The organism is Micromonospora sp. NPDC005172 (genome assembly GCF_040608555.1).
In the GTDB taxonomy this organism is placed as follows: domain Bacteria; phylum Actinomycetota; class Actinomycetes; order Mycobacteriales; family Micromonosporaceae; genus Micromonospora.
In genome coordinates this window covers 21,435-39,492 of the sequence record NZ_JBEXIL010000040.1, presented here as the reverse complement: position 1 = coordinate 39,492, position 18,058 = coordinate 21,435, and the positions used below count along the sequence as shown (strand labels likewise).

Here is an 18,058-nt window from a genome sequence, read left to right as displayed (position 1 = left end):
CCTTGACCCACCGCGCGGTCAGCACCACTCCGGAAGCTCGGGGCGGAGCCTGGCCCGAGGGCGCGACACGCCCGACCGCGGGGGTCGGCGAAGTGGGCCTGTGCCAGCCGGTGCAGGCGCCCGCAACACAGCGGCATCGAGAGAAGGAACAGAAGCCACCATGGCGGGACAGAAGATCCGCATCCGGCTCAAGGCCTATGACCACGAGGTCGTCGACTCCTCGGCTAGGAAGATCGTCGAGACGGTGACGCGCACCGGGGCGCAGGTCGCGGGCCCGGTGCCGCTGCCCACGGAGATCAACCGTTTCTGCGTTATCCGCTCGCCGCACAAGTACAAGGACTCGCGCGAGCACTTCGAGATGCGCACGCACAAGCGGCTGATCGACATCATCGACCCGACCCCGAAGACGGTCGACTCGCTCATGCGCCTCGACCTGCCGGCTGGCGTCGACATCGAGATCAAGCTGTAGGGACCGGACAAATGGACAGGCAAGTCAAGGGGATCCTGGGCGCCAAGCTCGGCATGACCCAGGTCTGGGACAACAACAAGGTTGTTCCCGTGACCGTGGTCGAGGCCGGCCCGTGCGTCATCAGCCAGGTTCGTAGCGCCGAGAAGGACGGTTACTCCGCGGTCCAGCTCGCCTACGGCACGATCGACCCGCGCAAGGTCAAGAAGCCGGTCAGCGGGCACTACGCGAAGGCGGACGTGGCGCCGCGCCGGCACATCGTCGAGCTGCGCACCACGGACGCCGGGGAATACTCGCTGGGCCAGGAGGTCACGGTCGAGGAGTTCCCGATCGGCGTCACGATCGACGTCACCGGCAAGACCAAGGGCAAGGGCTACGCGGGCCCGATGAAGCGGCACGGCTTCCATGGTCTGCGCGCCAGCCACGGTGTCGAGCGCAAGCACCGCTCGCCCGGTTCCATCGGCGCCTGCGCCACCCCGGGTCGTGTCTTCAAGGGCACCCGGATGGCCGGCCGCATGGGCGGCGTGCGCTTCACCGTGCAGAACCTCACCGTCCAGGCGGTCGACACCGAGAACAACCTGCTGCTCGTCCGGGGTGCCATTCCTGGTCCCAAGGGCGCGCTGGTTCTGGTCCGTACCGCGGCCAAGAGCAAGGTGAAGAAGGGCGGTGCGGCCAAGTGACCACCGTTGACGTGCGCACCGTCGAGGGCACCACCAGCGGCTCCGTGGAGCTGCCGGCGGACATCTTCGACGTGCAGGCCAACGTCGCGCTGATGCACCAGGTCGTGGTGGCCCAGCTCGCGGCGGCCCGACAGGGCACGCACAAGGCCAAGACCCGCGGCGAGGTCGCCGGTGGCGGCAAGAAGCCGTACAAGCAGAAGGGCACCGGTCGCGCCCGGCAGGGCTCGATCCGCGCGCCGCAGTTCGCCGGCGGTGGCGTGGTGCACGGTCCCGTGCCGCGTGACTACAGCCAGCGGACCCCGAAGAAGATGAAGGCCGCCGCGCTTCGCGGTGCCCTCTCCGACCGGGCCCGCGCCGGCCAGGTGCACGTCGTCGAGGCGTTCGTCTCGGGCGAGAAGCCGTCGACCAAGGCCGCCCTGGCCACGCTGACCAAGCTCACCGAGGCCCGTCGGGTCCTGGTCGTGCTGAGCAGCACCGACGAGCTGAACTGGGTGTCGCTGCGCAACGAGCCGCGGGTGCACCTGATCGAGTCCGGCCAGCTGAACACGTACGACGTGCTGGTGGCCGACGACGTGGTCTTCACGAAGGACGCCCTGGACGAGTTCCTGGGTGTGCCCGCCGAGACCACCGAGGAGGGTGGCAAGTGAGCACGATCGCCGACCCGCGCGACATCATCGTCGCGCCGGTCGTCTCGGAGAAGAGCTACAGCGAGCTGAACCGGAACTGGTACACCTTCCTGGTGCACCCGGACGCGAACAAGACCGAGATCAAGATCGCTATCCAGCAGATCTTCGACGTCCGCGTCCTGACGGTCAACACGCTCAACCGCCAGGGCAAGCGCAAGCGCACCAAGACCGGCTTCGGTCAGCGCAAGGCGACCAAGCGGGCGATCGTGAAGCTGGCTGACGGTGACCGTATCGAGGCCTTCGGCGGCCCGGTCAGCTGAGGGGTGTAGACAATGGCTATCCGTAAGTACAAGCCGACGACGCCGGGCCGTCGTGGCTCCAGTGTCGCCGACTTCGCCGAGATCACCCGGTCCACGCCGGAGAAGTCGCTGCTGGCTCCGTTGCCGAAGAAGGGCGGGCGTAACGCCCACGGCCGGATCACCACGCGGCACCACGGTGGCGGTCACAAGCGCCAGTACCGTCTGATCGACTTCAAGCGGGTCGACAAGGACGGCGTGCCGGCGAAGGTCGCTCACATCGAGTACGACCCGAACCGCACGGCGCGCATCGCGCTGCTGCACTACGCCGACGGCGAGAAGCGGTACATCCTCGCGCCGAAGGACATAAAGCAGGGCGACCGCGTCGAGTCCGGTCCGGGCGCCGACATCAAGCCGGGTAACAACCTGCCGCTGCGCAACATCCCGGTCGGTACGACGATCCACAACGTGGAGCTGCGTCCGGGTGGCGGGGCCAAGCTGGCCCGCTCGGCCGGCGTCGGCATCCAGCTGCTCGGCCGTGAGGGCGCGTACGCGACCCTGCGTATGCCGTCCGGCGAGATCCGGCGTGTGGACGTGCGCTGCCGCGCCAGCATCGGCGAGATCGGCAACGCCGACCAGTCGAACATCAACTGGGGTAAGGCTGGCCGTATGCGGTGGAAGGGCAAGCGCCCGACCGTCCGTGGTGTCGCCATGAACCCGGTCGACCACCCGCACGGTGGTGGTGAAGGTAAGACCTCCGGTGGTCGCCACCCGGTCAACCCGCAGGGTAAGCCCGAGGGCCGCACCCGCCGTAAGGGCCAGGCGAGCGACAAGCTGATCGTCCGCCGCCGCTACGCCACGCGTAAGCGCGGCTGAGGGAGATAAGACATGCCTCGCAGCCTGAAGAAGGGCCCGTTCGTCGACGACCACCTGCTCAAGAAGGTGGAAGTCCAGAACGACAAGGGTTCCAAGAACGTGATCAAGACCTGGTCGCGGCGCTCGACGATCATCCCCGAGATGCTCGGGCACACGATCGCCGTGCACGACGGACGCAAGCACGTCCCGGTGTTCGTGACCGAGGCGATGGTCGGGCACAAGCTCGGCGAGTTCGCGCTGACCCGCACCTTCAAGGGTCACGAGAAGGACGACCGGAAGAGCCGTCGGCGCTGACGCCGCCAGGCATACGGATAGAGGGAACAAGGGGTTACAGCGATGCCAGGAAAGGGCGACGCTCCGGTGCTTCCGGGCGCGCGGGCGGTTGCGCGGCACGTGCGCATCTCGCCGATGAAGGCGCGCCGGGTGGTCAACCTCGTCCGCGGCCTGCCCGCGAAGGAGGCGCTCACGGTGCTGCAGTTCGCGCCGCAGGCTGCGAGCGAGCAGGTGTACAAGGTGCTCGCTAGCGCGATCGCCAACGCGGAGAACAACGAGCGGCTGGACCCTGACGCGTTGCTCGTCAGCGAGGCGTTCGTGGACGAGGGCCCGACGATGAAGCGGTTCCAGCCGCGGGCGCAGGGTCGGGCGTACCGGATCCGCAAGCGCACCTGCCACATCACCGTGGCGGTCGAGGCGGTCGCGCCGGCAGCGCCGAGGAAGGCCGCGGCCAAGAAGGCCGCTCCGGCCACGGAGGCCGCACCGGCCGAAGCGCAGAGCAAGACGGAGGATGCCGAGTAATGGGTCAGAAGGTTCACCCCACTGGGTTCCGGCTCGGCATCTCGACCGACTGGAAGTCCCGCTGGTTCGCGGACAAGCTCTACAAGGACTACATCGGCGAGGATGTCAAGATCCGCCGCATGATGTCCAAGGGCCTCGAGCGTGCCGGGATTTCCAAGGTCGACATCGAGCGCACCCGCGACCGCGTCCGGGTCGACATTCACACCGCCCGGCCGGGCATCGTCATCGGCCGTAAGGGTGCGGAGGCCGACCGGATCCGCGGCGAGCTGGAGAAGCTCACCGGCAAGCAGGTCCAGCTCAACATCATCGAGGTGAAGAACCCCGAGTCGGACGCTCAGCTCGTCGCGCAGGGCGTGGCCGAGCAGCTGTCCAGCCGGGTCAGCTTCCGTCGGGCGATGCGCAAGGCCATGCAGTCGGCGATGAAGAACCCGGTCTGCAAGGGCATCCGGGTTCAGGTTTCGGGTCGCCTCGGCGGCGCCGAGATGAGCCGGACCGAGTTCTACCGTGAGGGCCGGGTTCCGCTGCACACGCTGCGGGCCAATATCGAGTACGGCTTCTTCGAGGCTCGTACCACGTTCGGTCGGATCGGTGTGAAGGTCTGGATCTACAAGGGCGACGCCGTCCCGGGCCGGGAGGCTCCGGCCGAGGCCGGTCCGTCCCGCCCGCGTCGTGGTGAGCGCGGCGACCGTCCCGAGCGTCCGCGCCGTGGTCGGTCGGGTTCGTCCGGCACCACGGCTGGTGGCACCGAGGCCGGTCGCGCTGCTGCGACCACCATCGCGCAGCAGGCCGAGACGCCGAGCGGCGAGCCGGTCGACAGCGCTGCTGTCGCCGCCGCTGCTGCTCCGGCAGAGACGCAGCAGGAGGGCTGACAGATGCTGATGCCGCGCAAGCCCCCGAAGGGCTTCCGCAAGCCGCACCACCCGGACCGCAGTGGCGCGTCCAAGGGTGGTAACCGGGTGGTGTTCGGCGAGTTCGGGATTCAGGCTCTCGAGCCGGCGTACGTGACGAACCGGCAGATCGAGTCGGCACGTATCGCGATGACTCGCCACATCAAGCGTGGTGGCAAGGTCTGGATCACGATCTTCCCGGACCAGGCCCTCACCAAGAAGCCCGCCGAGACCCGGATGGGTTCCGGTAAGGGTTCGCCCGAGTGGTGGGTCGCCAACGTCAAGCCGGGGCGGGTTCTCTTCGAGATGTCCTTCCCCAACGAGCAGACCGCGCGAGAGGCCATGCGTCGCGCGATCCACAAGCTCCCGATGAAGTGCCGCATTGTTACGCGCGAAGTGGGTGAATCCTGATGGCAGCGGGCGTTAAGGCGACCGAGCTGCGTGAGCTCTCCGAAGAGGAGCTGGTCACGAAGCTGCGGGAGGCCAAGGCGGAGCTGTTCAACCTCCGCGTACAGGCCGCAACCGGGCAGCTGGACAACAACCGGCGGTTGCAGGTCATCCGTCGGGAGATCGCCCGGATCTACACGATCATGCGTGAGCGCGAGCTGGGGCTCTCGGCCGCGCCGACTGAGGTGACTGCATCATGACCGAAGAGACTGCCACCGCCGCCGCGCGGTCGCGCCGCAAGGTCCGCGAGGGCCTGGTGACCAGCGACAAGATGGACAAGACCGTCGTTGTCGAGGTCGAGGACCGGGTTCGGCACGCGCTGTACGGCAAGATCATGCGCCGTACGGCCAAGCTGAAGGTGCACGACGAGCAGAACGCCGCTGGCACCGGTGACCGGGTTCTCATTATGGAGACCCGGCCGCTGAGCGCCACCAAGCGTTGGCGGATCGTGGAGATCCTGGAAAAGGCCAAGTAGCGAAGGCTCGAGCCCGGCGCTGCGTCGGGCGTAGGTTCCGCCAGGCTCCGGCCGCTCCGGCGGCCGGAGAACCGGCAGACATAGGAGATAGACGTGATTCAGCAGGAGTCGCGACTGCGCGTCGCCGACAACACGGGTGCTCGGGAGATCCTGTGCATCCGGGTTCTCGGTGGCTCGGGTCGGCGCTACGCGAGCATCGGCGACGTCATCGTGGCCACGGTCAAGGACGCGATCCCGGGTGCCGGTGTGAAGAAGGGCGACGTCGTCAAGGCTGTCGTCGTTCGCACGGCCAAGGAGAGGCGGCGGCCGGACGGCTCGTACATCCGCTTCGACGAGAACGCCGCCGTCATCATCAAGGACGGTGGGGACCCGCGCGGTACCCGCATCTTCGGCCCGGTGGGTCGGGAGCTGCGGGACAAGCGGTTCATGAAGATTATTTCCCTCGCGCCGGAGGTGTTGTGACCGTGAAGGTCAAGAAGGGCGACACGGTCGTCGTCATCGCCGGCAAGGACAAGGGTGCCAAGGGCAAGGTCATCGCGGCCTACCCGCGGCAGGACAAGGTCCTGGTCGAGGGCGTGAACCGGGTCAAGAAGCACACCCGAATCAGCACCACCCAGCGTGGCGCCAAGACCGGCGGCATCGTCACTCAGGAGGCCCCGATCCACGTCTCGAACGTGCAGGTCCTGGACTCCGACGGCAAGCCGACCCGCGTCGGTTACCGGTTCGACGACAACGGCCAGAAGGTCCGCATCGCGCGTAGCACCGGTAAGGACCTGTGATGACCACGGCTACCGAAAAGACCATGCCGCGCCTCAAGGAGCGGTACCGCAACGAGATCGTGGCCCAGCTGCGTGAGCAGAACAGCTACGGCAACCCCATGCAGGTGCCGCGGCTGGTCAAGATCGTCGTCAACATGGGTGTCGGCGAGGCTGCTCGCGACGCCAAGCTGATCGACGGCGCGGTCCGCGACCTCGCCACGATCACGGGCCAGAAGCCGCAGGTGCGGCGGGCGACCAAGTCCATCGCGCAGTTCAAGCTCCGCGAGGGCATGCCGATCGGCGCGAAGGTGACCCTCCGCGGCGACCGTATGTGGGAGTTCCTGGACCGGCTGCTGTCCATCGCGCTGCCGCGTATCCGTGACTTCCGCGGTCTGGACGGGCGCAAGCTCGACGGGCACGGCAACTACACGTTCGGTCTGACCGAGCAGTCGGTGTTCCACGAGATCGACCAGGACAGGATCGATCGCCAGCGGGGCATGGACATCACGGTGGTCACCACCGCCACGACTGACGACGAGGGTCGGGCGCTGCTCAAGCTCCTGGGCTTCCCGTTCAAGGAGAACTGAGATGGCCAAGAAGGCGCTGATCCTCAAGGCGGCCGCGAAGCCGAAGTTCTCGGTTCGCGCGTACACCCGCTGCCAGCGGTGCGGGCGTCCGAAGGCGGTCTACCGCAAGTTCGGGCTCTGCCGGGTCTGCATCCGGGAGATGGCCCACCGCGGTGAGCTGCCGGGTGTGTCCAAGGCTTCCTGGTAAGGGCGACCGCTTCCTGGCTCCGGCCGGGAACTCCTGTACCGATTAGGTATTGCTCTTCGCCGTAGGCCCGGGGCTGATGCCCCGGGAACCCCGGCGAGAAAGGCTGACGAAATCCATGACGATGACCGACCCGATCGCAGACATGCTCACGCGTCTGCGTAACGCCAACCAGGCGTACCACGATCAGGTGAAGATGCCCTACTCCAAGATCAAGGCGAACATCGCCGAGGTCCTGAAGGCCGAGGGTTACATCGCCACCTGGTCGGTCGAGGAGCCCGAGGAGGGCGCCGTCGGCAAGCGACTGGTCGTCGAGCTGAAGTACGGCCAGAACCGGGAGCGGAGCCTGGCCGGCATCAAGCGCGTGTCCAAGCCCGGTCTCCGGGTGTACGCCAAGTCGGACGGGCTCCCGCGGGTGCTCGGTGGGCTGGGCGTGGCGATCATTTCGACGTCCCAGGGACTGCTGACCGACCGGCAGGCCCGCAAGCGGAGTGTTGGCGGGGAAGTCCTCGCCTTCGTCTGGTAACGGGAGACTGGTAGAAATGTCGCGAATTGGACGTAAGTCGATCCCGGTGCCATCCGGCGTCGACATCACGATCGACGGGCAGACCGTCAAGGTCAAGGGCCCGAAGGGCGAGCTCCAGCACACCATCGCGGAGCCGATCACGGTCGAGCGCGCGGAGGACGGGCAGCTGAACGTCAACCGCCCGAACGACGAGCGCAAGGCCAAGGAACTGCACGGCCTGAGCCGTACCCTGGTCGCCAACATGATCGTCGGCGTGACCGAGGGCTACCGTAAGAGCCTGGAGATCGCCGGCACCGGTTACCGGGTCACTGCCAAGGGCTCGGACCTCGAGTTCGCGCTCGGGTTCTCGCACCCGGTGGTCGTCCCCGCCCCGGCGGGCATCACCTTCACGGTGGAGCGGCCGACCCTGTTCCACGTGGCCGGCATCGACAAGCAGCAGGTCGGTGAGGTCGCCGCCAACATCCGGAAGATCCGCCCGCCGGAGCCCTACAAGGGCAAGGGCGTCAAGTACCAGGGCGAGGTCATCCGCCGCAAGGCTGGAAAGGCAGGTAAGAAGTGAGCGCCACGCTGCTCAAGCGCCGCCGCGGCGTCGCCGCCAAGCGCGCCGTTGGGCGTGCGCGTCGGCACTTCCGCGTCCGCAAGAACGTCAGCGGTACGGCCGAGCGTCCGCGCCTGGTCGTCACCCGTTCGCTGCGGCACATGGTCGCCCAGATCGTCGACGACACCAAGGGTCACACCCTGGCGTCGGCGTCGACCCTGGACGCCTCGCTGCGCGGTGCGGAGGGCGACAAGAGCGCCCTCGCCGGCAAGGTGGGCGCCCTGCTCGCCGAGCGGGCCAAGGCCGCCGGCGTCTCCAAGGTCGTCTTCGACCGCGGTGGCAACCGGTACGCGGGGCGAGTCGCCGCGCTTGCCGACGCTGCCCGCGAAGCCGGGCTCGAGTTCTAACAACCCCGTCACGAGAGATAAGGAAGGCTGCTGATGCCAGGTCAACAGCGCCGTGGCGGCGGGTCCGGTGGCAACGAGGGTGGTCGCCGCGACAACCGCCGTGAGGGCGGCCGTGGAAACGCGCCCGTCGAGAAGACCCCGCACCTTGAGCGGGTCGTCGCGATCAACCGCGTCGCCAAGGTCGTGAAGGGTGGTCGTCGCTTCAGCTTCACCGCCCTGGTGATCGTGGGCGACGGCGACGGCACGGTCGGCGTGGGCTACGGAAAGGCCAAGGAGGTGCCCGCGGCGATCGCCAAGGGTGTCGAGGAGGCCAAGAAGCACTTCTTCAAGGTTCCGCGGATCGGCCAGTCGATCCCGCACCCGGTGACGGGTGAGGACGCGGCCGGCGTGGTGCTGCTCAAGCCGGCCTCGGCCGGTACGGGTGTCATCGCCGGTGGTCCGGTGCGTGCCGTGCTGGAGTGCGCGGGTATCCACGACGTGCTCTCCAAGAGCCTCGGCTCGTCCAACCCGATCAACATCGTGCACGCCACCGTGGCGGCCCTGAAGGGGCTTGAGTCCCCCGAGCAGGTCGCGGCGCGTCGTGGCCTGCCGGTGGAGGACGTCGCGCCGGCCGCCATGCTGGCGTCGCGTGCGGGGGTGGCGCGCTGATGGCACGCCTGAAGGTCACCCAGCTCCGGTCCGGTATCGGGACCAAGCAGAACCAGCGTGACTCGCTGCGTTCGCTCGGTCTCAAGCGGATCAACGACGTGGTGGTCAAGGAGGACCGGCCCGAGATCCGCGGCATGATCTTCACGGTCAACCACCTCGTGAAGGTCGAGGAGGTCGAGTAATGACGATCAAGGTGCACCACCTGCGCCCGGCGCCCGGTTCCAAGACCGCGAAGACCCGTGTGGGTCGCGGTGAGGGTTCCAAGGGCAAGACCGCCGGTCGCGGTACCAAGGGCTCCAAGGCCCGCAAGAACATCTCGGCGGCGTTCGAGGGTGGGCAGATGCCCATCCACATGCGGCTGCCGAAGGTGAAGGGCTTCAAGAACAGGTTCAAGGTGGTCTTCCAGGTGGTCAACCTGGACCGGCTCGCCGAGCTGTTCCCGAACGGCGGCCAGGTCGGCCCGCTCGAGCTGGTTGAGGCCGGCGCGGTCCGCAAGGGCCAGCCGGTCAAGGTCCTCGGCACCGGGGACCTTGGCGGGGTGGCGCTCCAGGTGTCGGCGCACGCGTTCAGCGCGTCGGCCAAGGAGAAGATCGCCGCCGCCGGTGGCTCCGTCACCGAGCTGTAAGGCGTACGACCTCGGCGCCCGTCCAGTTGCGAGCAACTGGCGGGCGCCTAGGTCTGCCTGGGGCCCATGCGCCCGGTAATATCGGAATCGGTTTATGTAGCCGGGCGCACCTGCCCGGAGCGGGACAGGGCTGTTAGAGTCCCATCCCAGCCATGGATTCCGGGCACTCGCCCGGGATGCACCCCGACCCGCCAGGGATCACCGGCGGCCCGCCTCGCGCAGGAGGAAGAAGTTGCTGTCCGCCTTTCTCAGTGCGTTCCGTACGCCTGACCTGCGCAAGAAGCTGCTGTTCACAGTAGGCATCATCGCGGTCTACCGGCTGGGTGCCACGCTGCCCAGCCCGGGCGTCTCGTACGGCAACGTGCAGAAGTGCCTTGACTCCATCTCGGGCGATACGACGGGCCCGCTGAATCTGCTCAACCTCTTCTCCGGCGGGGCGCTGCTCCAGCTCTCGGTCTTCGCGCTGGGCATCATGCCCTACATCACCGCGTCGATCATCCTGCAGCTGCTGACCGTCGTGATCCCGCGCCTCGAGCAGCTCCGCAAGGAGGGCCAGGCCGGCCAGGCGAAGATCACGCAGTACACCCGCTACCTGACGCTGGGCCTTGGTGTGCTCCAGGCGTCGGCGTTCGTGGCCCTGGCCCGTTCCGGCCAGCTGTTCCAGAACCGTTGCGACCAGTTCCCGATCATCCCCGAGGGCACCGGCATCCCGGACTGGTTGACGCTGGCCATCTTGGTGATCACCATGACCGCCGGCACCGGCATGGTCATGTGGCTCGGCGAGCTGATCACCGACCGCGGTGTCGGCAACGGCATGTCGGTCCTGATCTTCACCTCGATCGCGGCCCGGCTGCCCGGCGAGGGCTGGCAGATCAAGACCAGCAAGGGCTGGGACATGTTCGCCCTGGTCATCGCGCTGGTTCTGGTGGTCATCACCGCGGTCACCTTCATCGAGCAGGCGCAGCGCCGGATCCCGGTGCAGTACGCCAAGCGGATGATCGGCCGGCGGATGTACGGCGGCACCTCGACCTACATCCCGCTCAAGGTCAACCAGGCGGGTGTCATCCCGGTCATCTTCGGCTCGTCGCTGCTCTACCTACCGCAGCTGGCTCTCCAGTTCTTCGACCAGAACGACCCCGGCAAGATCCAGGCCTGGATCCAGAACAACCTGGTCGCACCGGCCAGCCCGATCTACATCACGGTCTACTTCCTGTTGATCATCTTCTTCACGTACTTCTACGTGTCGATCACGTTCAACCCGACCGAGGTCGCGGACAACATGAAGAAGTACGGCGGGTTCGTGCCGGGCATCCGTCCGGGCAAGCCGACCGCCGACTACCTGGACTTCATCCTCAGCCGGATCACCCTGCCGGGCGCGCTCTACCTGGGCATCATCTCGATCCTGCCGAACTTCTTCTTCATCTGGCTGGACAACCAGCAGTACCAGAACTTCCCGTTCGGTGGCACCGCTGTGCTCATCATGGTCGGCGTCGGTCTGGAGACCGTGAAGCAGATCGAGAGCCAACTGATGCAGCGGAACTACGAAGGGTTCCTGCGGTAGATGAGACTCGTTCTGGTTGGCCCGCCCGGCGCGGGCAAAGGCACACAGGCCGAGTTCATCGCCGCACACCTCTCGGTGCCCAAGATCTCGACCGGGGACATCTTCCGGTCGAACGTCACCCAGGGCACGCCACTCGGTGTCGAGGCAAAGCGCTACATGGACGCTGGCGAGCTGGTCCCGGACGAGGTCACCATCAACATGGTCCGGGATCGGCTGGCCGAGCCCGACGCCAGCGAGGGCTTTCTGCTCGACGGCTTCCCGCGGACCACTCCGCAGGCCGCCGCTCTGGACAAGCTCCTCGCTGACCTGGGCACCGCGCTGGATCTGGTCCTGGAGCTGGTGGTCGACGACGACGAGGTGATCCGGCGGCTCTCCGGCCGGCGTACCTGCCGGGGTTGCGGCAAGATCTGGCACGTCGAGTTCGACGCCACCACCCGTCCGGGCATCTGTGACCGGTGCGGCGCCGAGCTGTTCCAGCGCGACGACGACAAGCCGGAGACCATCGCGACCCGTCTGCGGGAGTACAGCGAGAAGACCGCCCCCCTGGTCGACTACTACGGCGCCCAGGGCAAGCTGGTCGGGATCGACGCCACGGGCCCCGTGGAGGACGTCACCACCCGGGCCATCGACGCGCTGCGGTCGTACGGCGGCTGAGGTCCCGCCGCATCGCGGCGGATAGAGTGCGAACAGCGGGGTACGCGAGACGTGCCCCGCTGTTTCGGCAACGAAAGGTAACCGCTCCATGCGTCGTCCCCAGCTGGACATCCAGCTGAAGACCCCTGACCAGATCGAGATGATGCGCGCCGCCGGTCTGGTGGTCGCCGAGGCCCTGCGTCGCATGCGCGAGGCGGTGGCGCCGGGCGTGAGCACCGCCGATCTGGATGCCATTGCCGAGTCGACGATCCGGGAGGCGGGTGCCGTCCCGTCGTTCAAGGGGTACCACGGCTTCCCGGCGTCGATCTGTTCCTCCGTGAACGAGCAGATCGTGCACGCGATCCCCGCGCCGGACCAGGTCCTGGCCGACGGCGATCTCATCTCGATCGACTGCGGCGCGGTGCTGAACGGTTGGCACGGCGACTCCGCGATCACCGTCGGGGTCGGTGACGTCGATCCGGCGCTGCTGAAGATGGCCGAGGTCGCCGAGGACGCCATGTGGGCCGGCATCGCCGCCGCTGCCCGCGGTGCGGCCAACGGCAAGGGCCGCCTCACCGACATCTCGCACGCCGTGGAGACCGCCGTTCGCAAGGGCGGCCGTTACGGCATCGTCGACGGCTACGGCGGGCATGGCATCGGCACTGAGATGCACCAGGATCCGCACGTGCTCAACCATGGCCGGCCGGGCAAGGGGCCGCGTCTGGTCCCCGGCATGGCGCTGGCGATCGAGCCGATGATCACCATGGCCTCGCCGCGCACGGTCGAACTGGCCGACGGCTGGACGGTCGTCACGCGGGACGGGTCGATAGCGGCGCACGTCGAGCACTCGATGGCGCTGTTGCCCGACGGCGTCTGGGTGCTCACCGCCTTCGACGGGGGCCGAGCCCGCCTGGGTGGCCTCGTGACGGCCCGCCAGCCCGCCGAGTCGACGACCTCCTGACCTCCGGCCCCGCCGGCGACCCTCGCCGCGTGACGCCAGCGCCAGCGTGTCGATCGACTCCGTATCGCCGCTGTGGCGGCATCAGATCGCTGGATCACCCTGAGATCGACGATGTGGTCCCGGGGCCGCCCGGCGGGTCGGGCACCGCTGGCGCGGCGGTGGCATGCTTGCCGGCATGGGCGGGCGCGACGAGATGCGGGCGGCGGACGCGGACCGGGAGACGGTGGCCGAGCGGTTGCGGGTAGCGCTCAACGAGGGCCGTCTGGACCTGCACGAGTACGACGAGCGGCTGCAACGGGCGTTTGCCGCGCGCACGTACGGCGAGTTGGACGCGCTGCTGACCGATCTGCCGCCGGTGATGCCGAAGCAGCGGTCTGCCCTGGAGGCGGTGCCGGCCGCCGGTGTGCCGGTCGGCAGTCCCGACGAGCCGGCCGCCGGTGTGGTGCGCAGGGTGACCGCCCGGTGGTTGGCTGAGGTCTGGTTGCCGTACCTGCGGGTGATTGCCGTCGTGGTGACCGTCTGGGCGGTGACCTCCCTGCTCAGTGGCGAGCTGCTGTACTTTTGGCCGGTCTGGGTGGCCGGGCCGTGGGGGGCGGTGCTGGCGATCCGCACGGTCGCGGGCCTGACCCGGGGTGAGCCACGACGTGAGGCCATCGAGCGGGAGCGCCGCCGCCAGCGCAAACGAGCCAAGCGCGAGCGCCGCCGCGAACTGCGACCCACCGACCCAGACGAACCACACGATCCCCCCAGAACCCCCAGAACCCCCTGACCACCCCACCCACCGCCCGACCACCCCCCACCCCCCGCCCCACCCACCCAGCCACCCCCACCGTCGATCATGAAGTTGTTGTCGCGACACGCCGTGATTGAGGGCAACAACTTCATGATCAACGCGGTTTGGCGGCGCGGTTGAGCGCGGGTGGGGTGGCCGGTTTTGCGGCGGCCCGCAGGCGGGCGTACACTTTCAGATCGGCGCACAGCGTCCACTCCGGCATGCCCACCCTGCGCTTCGGTGGGAGCTGGAGCCGCGGCTGGCGCGGGCTTCTGATTCTGATCAGATTTCCGTGTAAGACGTTGTGGGCCGCCCGGAGCAATCGACGTCAGGACAGCGGAGGACATGCCGAAAAAAGACGGAGCCATTGAGATCGAGGGTCGGGTCATCGAGCCCCTGCCGAACGCCATGTTCCGGGTAGAGCTCGCGAACGGCCACAAGGTGTTGGCTCACATCAGCGGCAAGATGCGGCAGCACTACATCCGCATCCTTCCGGAGGACCGGGTCGTCGTCGAACTTTCGCCGTACGACCTGACCCGCGGGCGCATCGTCTACCGCTACAAGTAGTCCTGACGACGGCCGGGAAGTCCCGTGTCCGTCTTCGACGTCCGGTGTCGCGCATGGCGCGTCCCCGGGCCAGATGGGAAGTAAGGCAACCGTGAAGGTCAAGCCGAGCGTCAAGAGGATCTGCAACAAGTGCCGGGTTATCCGCCGGCACGGCCGGGTCATGGTCATCTGCAGCGACCCGCGCCACAAGCAGCGCCAGGGCTGACTCAGTCCCACCGGCCGTGATACGGCCGGTCGGATCGGTCCCGGCCGCAGATCCAGGCAGCACAGCACATGCTCGTCCCAGCCGCGAGCGGTACGCAGCGCGTACTCAATCGTGGTTGACCCCCGGTCGGAGGCCGGGGCCCGCTTGGGCAGCGACCGATCCCGGTCGCCGGCGCTGACAGCGTCGGAAGGACGGGACGGCCGGTAGCGGGGTGGGGCGGGTCCACACCTCCGCCACACATCACGAGGAGTACGCCCGCACATGGCACGTCTAGTCGGCGTGGATCTCCCCCGCGAGAAGCGGATGGAGATCGCGCTCACCTACATCTTCGGGGTCGGTCGCACCCGCGCCCTGGAGACACTCGCCGCTACCGGCATCTCGCCGGACAAGCGCGCTCGGGACCTCACGGACGAGGAGCTCGTGCAGCTCCGCGACCACATCGAGGGCAACTACAAGGTTGAAGGCGACCTGCGCCGCGAGGTCGCCGCTGACATCCGCCGCAAGGTCGAGATCGGCTGCTACGCCGGCATCCGGCACCGCCGGGGCCTGCCCGTGCGTGGCCAGCGGACCAAGACCAACGCGCGGACCCGCAAGGGCCCGAAGCGGACTGTCGCCGGCAAGAAGAAGCCCGGCAAGAAGTAGTTCTTACCCGGATGACGGGGTCGGCCGCCGTCGAGGCGGGCCAGGCCGCAACCCAGTCCGGAAAGTCAACTAGGAGCGCACAGACTTATGCCACCGAAGGCTCGTGCCGGAGCCGCTGTAAAGAAGGTCCGGCGCAAGGAACGCAAGAACGTCGCCCACGGGCAGGCGCACATCAAGAGCACGTTCAACAACACCATCGTGTCCATCACGGACCCGACCGGTGCGGTCATCTCCTGGGCCTCCGCTGGCCAGGTGGGCTTCAAGGGCTCCCGCAAGTCGACTCCGTTCGCCGCGCAGCTGGCCGCCGAGGCCGCCGCGCGTCGCGCCATGGAGCACGGCATGCGCAAGGTCGACGTGTTCGTCAAGGGCCCCGGCTCCGGCCGGGAAACCGCCATCCGTTCGCTGCAGGCCGTGGGCCTCGAGGTCGGGCAGATCGCCGACGTCACCCCGCAGCCGCACAACGGGTGCCGTCCGCCGAAGCGTCGCCGGGTCTGAGAGGTAGAGAGAGATGGCTCGTTACACCGGTGCAGACTGCCGCCGTTGCCGGCGGGAGAAGATGAAGCTGTTCCTCAAGGGCAGCAAGTGCGATGGTCCGAAGTGCCCGTTCGAGTCCCGGCCGTTCCCGCCCGGGCAGCACGGCCGCGGCCGCACGAAGGAGACGGAGTACCTGCTCCAGCTCCGTGAGAAGCAGAAGGCCCGTCGTGTCTACGGCGTGCTGGAGAAGCAGTTCCGCGGTTACTACGAGGAAGCCGTCGGCAAGCAGGCCAAGACCGGTGAGGTCCTCCTGCAGATCCTCGAGTCGCGGCTGGACAACGTCGTTTACCGGGCCGGCTACGCCCACTCGCGGGACATGGCCCGCCAGCTGGTCAAGCACGGTCACTTCACGGTGAACGGCAAGAAGGTCGACATCCCGTCGTACCGCGTCAAGGAGCACGACATCATCGAGGTCCGGGGTAAGAGCAAGGAGCTCACCCCGTTCGTGGTGGCGCAGGCTCAGGCCGGTTCGAAGACGGTGCCGGCCTGGCTGGAGGCTATCCCCAGCCAGATGAAGGTGCTCGTGCACTCCCTCCCGGCCCGGCAGGTCATCGACACGCAGGTCCAGGAGCAGCTGATCGTCGAGCTCTACTCCAAGTAGTCGGGCTCGTTGCGGTGGTCCGCCCTTCGGGGCGGGCCACCGGAACAGTTTGTGTCGCGGACGTCAAATAGCGGGCGTCCCGGAAGAGAAGAGACAACATGCTCATCAGCCAGCGACCCTCCCTCTCCGAGGAGTCGATCAACGAGACCCGGTCGCGGTTCGCCATCGAGCCGCTCGAGCCGGGCTTCGGCTACACGCTGGGCAACTCGCTGCGGCGCACGCTGCTGTCGTCGATCCCGGGTGCGGCGGTCACCTCGATCAAGATCGACGGCGTGCTGCACGAGTTCACCACGATCCCCGGTGTCAAGGAGGACGTGGTCGAGCTCGTCATGAACATCAAGGAGCTGTGCGTCAGCTCCGAGCACGACGAGCCGGTCAGCATGTACCTGCGCAAGCAGGGCCCGGGCGACGTGACGGCGGGCGACATCCAGCCCCCGGCCGGCGTCTCGGTGCACAACCCGGACCTCAAGCTCGCGACCCTGAACGGCAAGGGCCGGCTCGACATGGAGCTGACCGTCGAGCGGGGCCGGGGCTACGTGACGGCCGCACAGAACAAGCAGTCCGGTGCCGAGATCGGCCGCATCCCGGTGGACTCGATCTACTCGCCGGTGCTGAAGGTGACCTACCGCGTCGAGGCGACCCGCGTCGAGCAGCGCACCGACTTCGACCGGCTCATCATCGACGTCGAGACCAAGCCGTCGATGGGTCCGCGCACCGCGCTGGCCTCCGCCGGTTCGACGCTGGTGGAGCTGTTCGGGCTGGCCCGTGAGCTGGACGAGACGGCCGAGGGCATCGACATCGGGCCGTCCCCGCAGGACGCCCAGCTGGCGGCTGACCTCGCTCTGCCGATCGAGGAGCTGGACCTGACCGTCCGCTCCTACAACTGCCTCAAGCGCGAGGGCATCAACTCCGTTGGTGAGCTCATCGGGCGTACCGAGGCCGACCTCCTCGACATCCGCAACTTCGGTCAGAAGTCGATCGACGAGGTCAAGATGAAGCTCGCCGGGATGGGTCTCGGGCTGAAGGACTCGGCTCCGAACTTCGACCCGGCGCACGTCGTGGACACCTTCGGCGAGGCCGACTACGACACCGACGACTACCGCGAGACCGAGCAGCTCTAGTCCGCGCTGCCGCCACAACTGAGGAGCACCAAAAATGCCCACGCCCACCAAGGGCCCCCGCCTCGGCGGCAGCCCCTCGCACGAGCGGCTGATGCTCGCCAACCTGGCCACCGCGCTGTTCCAGCACGGCAAGATCCAGACCACCGAGACGAAGGCCCGGCGGCTGCGTCCGCTGGCCGAGCAGCTCATCACCAAGGCCAAGCGCGGCGACCTCGCCTCGCGGCGGCGGGTGCTGGGTGTCGTCAAGGACAAGGACGTCGTCTACGCCCTGTTCGACCAGATCGCGCCCCGGTACTCCAACCGCCCCGGCGGTTACACCCGGATCGTGAAGACCGGTCCGCGCAAGGGTGACAACGCGCCGATGGCCATCATCGAGCTGGTGGAGGAGCTTCAGGTCGCCGAGCCGAAGGCGAACAAGAAGACCGCCGCCCGCAAGGCCGCGCAGCAGGACAAGGTCGAGGCGCTCGCCCCGGCCGAGGAGGCTCCGAAGTCGGCCGACGTCGACCAGGACTCCGAGGCGCCGGTGTCGGCCTCCGGTGACACCGCCGAGGCGCGCGAGGACAGCGACCTCGCCACCGAGGAGAACAAGGCCTGACCTCGGGCATCAGTGCGGGCCCGGCACCCCTTTCGGGGTGTCGGG

General features: G+C 67.9%; 32 protein-coding genes. All 32 read left to right on the top strand.

Going from position 1 to position 18,058, the window contains the following annotated elements; all coding sequences use genetic code 11:
* Window positions 1–160: 160 nt before the first annotated feature.
* The 32 genes from rpsJ (at window position 161) to rplQ (ending at window position 18,013) form a co-directional block, all read left to right on the top strand.
* The gene (rpsJ, locus tag ABZV06_RS24120) at window positions 161–469 is read left to right on the top strand and encodes a 30S ribosomal protein S10 (protein ID WP_007073037.1); all 309 of its coding nucleotides are present in this window, start codon (window positions 161–163) and stop codon (window positions 467–469) included.
* An 11-nt stretch (window positions 470–480) separates the two neighbouring features.
* A complete protein-coding gene (rplC, locus tag ABZV06_RS24115; protein WP_355242162.1) occupies window positions 481–1,146 on the top strand; it encodes a 50S ribosomal protein L3 in 666 nt (221 codons plus the stop codon).
* Complete coding sequence (gene rplD / locus ABZV06_RS24110) at window positions 1,143–1,793, top strand: 50S ribosomal protein L4 (RefSeq protein WP_030329890.1); 651 nt, start codon at window positions 1,143–1,145, stop codon at window positions 1,791–1,793. Before rplC ends, rplD begins: the two co-directional genes overlap by 4 nt.
* The gene (rplW, locus tag ABZV06_RS24105) at window positions 1,790–2,092 is read left to right on the top strand and encodes a 50S ribosomal protein L23 (protein WP_088998352.1); all 303 of its coding nucleotides are present in this window, start codon (window positions 1,790–1,792) and stop codon (window positions 2,090–2,092) included. Before rplD ends, rplW begins: the two co-directional genes overlap by 4 nt.
* A 12-nt stretch (window positions 2,093–2,104) precedes the next feature.
* Window positions 2,105–2,944, top strand: a complete 840-nt coding sequence (gene rplB / locus ABZV06_RS24100; RefSeq protein WP_355242158.1) for a 50S ribosomal protein L2 — start codon at window positions 2,105–2,107, stop codon at window positions 2,942–2,944.
* Window positions 2,945–2,956: 12 nt separating this feature from the next.
* A complete protein-coding gene (gene rpsS / locus ABZV06_RS24095; protein WP_007465299.1) occupies window positions 2,957–3,238 on the top strand; it encodes a 30S ribosomal protein S19 in 282 nt (93 codons plus the stop codon).
* Window positions 3,239–3,280: 42 nt separating this feature from the next.
* On the top strand, window positions 3,281–3,739 hold the full coding sequence (rplV, locus tag ABZV06_RS24090; RefSeq protein ID WP_007465297.1) for a 50S ribosomal protein L22: 459 nt from the start codon (window positions 3,281–3,283) through the stop codon (window positions 3,737–3,739).
* Window positions 3,739–4,608, top strand: coding sequence for a 30S ribosomal protein S3 (gene rpsC / locus ABZV06_RS24085; protein ID WP_007465294.1), 870 nt, complete (start codon window positions 3,739–3,741; stop codon window positions 4,606–4,608). Before rplV ends, rpsC begins: the two co-directional genes overlap by 1 nt.
* A gap of 3 nt (window positions 4,609–4,611) precedes the next feature.
* Window positions 4,612–5,037: a 50S ribosomal protein L16 gene (rplP, locus tag ABZV06_RS24080; RefSeq protein ID WP_053653940.1), complete on the top strand. Its 426-nt coding sequence runs from the start codon at window positions 4,612–4,614 to the stop codon at window positions 5,035–5,037.
* Entirely contained in the window at window positions 5,037–5,273 is a 237-nt protein-coding gene (gene rpmC, locus ABZV06_RS24075) for a 50S ribosomal protein L29 (RefSeq protein WP_007465283.1), read from the top strand. The genes rplP and rpmC overlap by 1 nt, the downstream gene beginning before the upstream one ends.
* Window positions 5,270–5,548, top strand: a complete 279-nt coding sequence (gene rpsQ / locus ABZV06_RS24070) for a 30S ribosomal protein S17 (protein WP_355242152.1) — start codon at window positions 5,270–5,272, stop codon at window positions 5,546–5,548. Before rpmC ends, rpsQ begins: the two co-directional genes overlap by 4 nt.
* Window positions 5,549–5,641: 93 nt before the next feature.
* Window positions 5,642–6,010, top strand: a complete 369-nt coding sequence (rplN, locus tag ABZV06_RS24065; protein WP_007465279.1) for a 50S ribosomal protein L14 — start codon at window positions 5,642–5,644, stop codon at window positions 6,008–6,010.
* Window positions 6,007–6,327, top strand: coding sequence for a 50S ribosomal protein L24 (gene rplX / locus ABZV06_RS24060; protein ID WP_355242147.1), 321 nt, complete (start codon window positions 6,007–6,009; stop codon window positions 6,325–6,327). Before rplN ends, rplX begins: the two co-directional genes overlap by 4 nt.
* Window positions 6,327–6,893 carry a 50S ribosomal protein L5 gene (gene rplE / locus ABZV06_RS24055; protein ID WP_355050758.1) on the top strand — a complete coding sequence of 189 codons (567 nt, stop codon included), beginning with the start codon at window positions 6,327–6,329 and terminating at the stop codon, window positions 6,891–6,893. Before rplX ends, rplE begins: the two co-directional genes overlap by 1 nt.
* Before the next feature lies 1 nt (window position 6,894).
* A complete protein-coding gene (locus ABZV06_RS24050; protein WP_007073023.1) occupies window positions 6,895–7,080 on the top strand; it encodes a type Z 30S ribosomal protein S14 in 186 nt (61 codons plus the stop codon).
* Between the two features lie 115 nt (window positions 7,081–7,195).
* Window positions 7,196–7,603, top strand: a complete 408-nt coding sequence (rpsH, locus tag ABZV06_RS24045; RefSeq protein ID WP_007465270.1) for a 30S ribosomal protein S8 — start codon at window positions 7,196–7,198, stop codon at window positions 7,601–7,603.
* 16 nt (window positions 7,604–7,619) lie between these two features.
* On the top strand, window positions 7,620–8,162 hold the full coding sequence (gene rplF / locus ABZV06_RS24040) for a 50S ribosomal protein L6 (RefSeq protein ID WP_355242142.1): 543 nt from the start codon (window positions 7,620–7,622) through the stop codon (window positions 8,160–8,162).
* Complete coding sequence (gene rplR / locus ABZV06_RS24035; RefSeq protein WP_030329901.1) at window positions 8,159–8,548, top strand: 50S ribosomal protein L18; 390 nt, start codon at window positions 8,159–8,161, stop codon at window positions 8,546–8,548. The genes rplF and rplR overlap by 4 nt, the downstream gene beginning before the upstream one ends.
* A gap of 33 nt (window positions 8,549–8,581) precedes the next feature.
* On the top strand, window positions 8,582–9,196 hold the full coding sequence (gene rpsE, locus ABZV06_RS24030) for a 30S ribosomal protein S5 (protein WP_007465263.1): 615 nt from the start codon (window positions 8,582–8,584) through the stop codon (window positions 9,194–9,196).
* Window positions 9,196–9,378 (top strand): 50S ribosomal protein L30, encoded by a 183-nt coding sequence (rpmD, locus tag ABZV06_RS24025; RefSeq protein WP_030329904.1) that lies wholly within the window; start codon window positions 9,196–9,198, stop codon window positions 9,376–9,378. The genes rpsE and rpmD overlap by 1 nt, the downstream gene beginning before the upstream one ends.
* Window positions 9,378–9,821, top strand: coding sequence for a 50S ribosomal protein L15 (gene rplO / locus ABZV06_RS24020; protein WP_355242137.1), 444 nt, complete (start codon window positions 9,378–9,380; stop codon window positions 9,819–9,821). The genes rpmD and rplO overlap by 1 nt, the downstream gene beginning before the upstream one ends.
* A gap of 232 nt (window positions 9,822–10,053) precedes the next feature.
* Entirely contained in the window at window positions 10,054–11,382 is a 1,329-nt protein-coding gene (gene secY, locus ABZV06_RS24015; protein WP_355242134.1) for a preprotein translocase subunit SecY, read from the top strand.
* Window positions 11,383–12,036: an adenylate kinase gene (locus ABZV06_RS24010; protein ID WP_088950228.1), complete on the top strand. Its 654-nt coding sequence runs from the start codon at window positions 11,383–11,385 to the stop codon at window positions 12,034–12,036.
* Between the two features lie 88 nt (window positions 12,037–12,124).
* Window positions 12,125–12,976, top strand: coding sequence for a type I methionyl aminopeptidase (gene map / locus ABZV06_RS24005; RefSeq protein WP_355242131.1), 852 nt, complete (start codon window positions 12,125–12,127; stop codon window positions 12,974–12,976).
* A gap of 193 nt (window positions 12,977–13,169) precedes the next feature.
* Entirely contained in the window at window positions 13,170–13,745 is a 576-nt protein-coding gene (locus tag ABZV06_RS24000; protein ID WP_355624352.1) for a DUF1707 domain-containing protein, read from the top strand.
* A 348-nt stretch (window positions 13,746–14,093) separates the two neighbouring features.
* Window positions 14,094–14,315 carry a translation initiation factor IF-1 gene (infA, locus tag ABZV06_RS23995; protein ID WP_007073013.1) on the top strand — a complete coding sequence of 74 codons (222 nt, stop codon included), beginning with the start codon at window positions 14,094–14,096 and terminating at the stop codon, window positions 14,313–14,315.
* 91 nt (window positions 14,316–14,406) lie between these two features.
* Window positions 14,407–14,520, top strand: coding sequence for a 50S ribosomal protein L36 (rpmJ, locus tag ABZV06_RS23990; protein ID WP_043965539.1), 114 nt, complete (start codon window positions 14,407–14,409; stop codon window positions 14,518–14,520).
* A 261-nt stretch (window positions 14,521–14,781) separates the two neighbouring features.
* Complete coding sequence (gene rpsM / locus ABZV06_RS23985; RefSeq protein ID WP_007465236.1) at window positions 14,782–15,162, top strand: 30S ribosomal protein S13; 381 nt, start codon at window positions 14,782–14,784, stop codon at window positions 15,160–15,162.
* Window positions 15,163–15,249: 87 nt separating this feature from the next.
* A complete protein-coding gene (gene rpsK / locus ABZV06_RS23980) occupies window positions 15,250–15,657 on the top strand; it encodes a 30S ribosomal protein S11 (protein WP_030329919.1) in 408 nt (135 codons plus the stop codon).
* A gap of 13 nt (window positions 15,658–15,670) precedes the next feature.
* Complete coding sequence (rpsD, locus tag ABZV06_RS23975; RefSeq protein WP_007465229.1) at window positions 15,671–16,297, top strand: 30S ribosomal protein S4; 627 nt, start codon at window positions 15,671–15,673, stop codon at window positions 16,295–16,297.
* A 98-nt stretch (window positions 16,298–16,395) separates the two neighbouring features.
* Window positions 16,396–17,418 carry a DNA-directed RNA polymerase subunit alpha gene (locus ABZV06_RS23970; RefSeq protein ID WP_007465227.1) on the top strand — a complete coding sequence of 341 codons (1,023 nt, stop codon included), beginning with the start codon at window positions 16,396–16,398 and terminating at the stop codon, window positions 17,416–17,418.
* A gap of 34 nt (window positions 17,419–17,452) precedes the next feature.
* Window positions 17,453–18,013: a 50S ribosomal protein L17 gene (gene rplQ, locus ABZV06_RS23965; RefSeq protein WP_355242124.1), complete on the top strand. Its 561-nt coding sequence runs from the start codon at window positions 17,453–17,455 to the stop codon at window positions 18,011–18,013.
* Window positions 18,014–18,058: the final 45 nt, after the last annotated feature.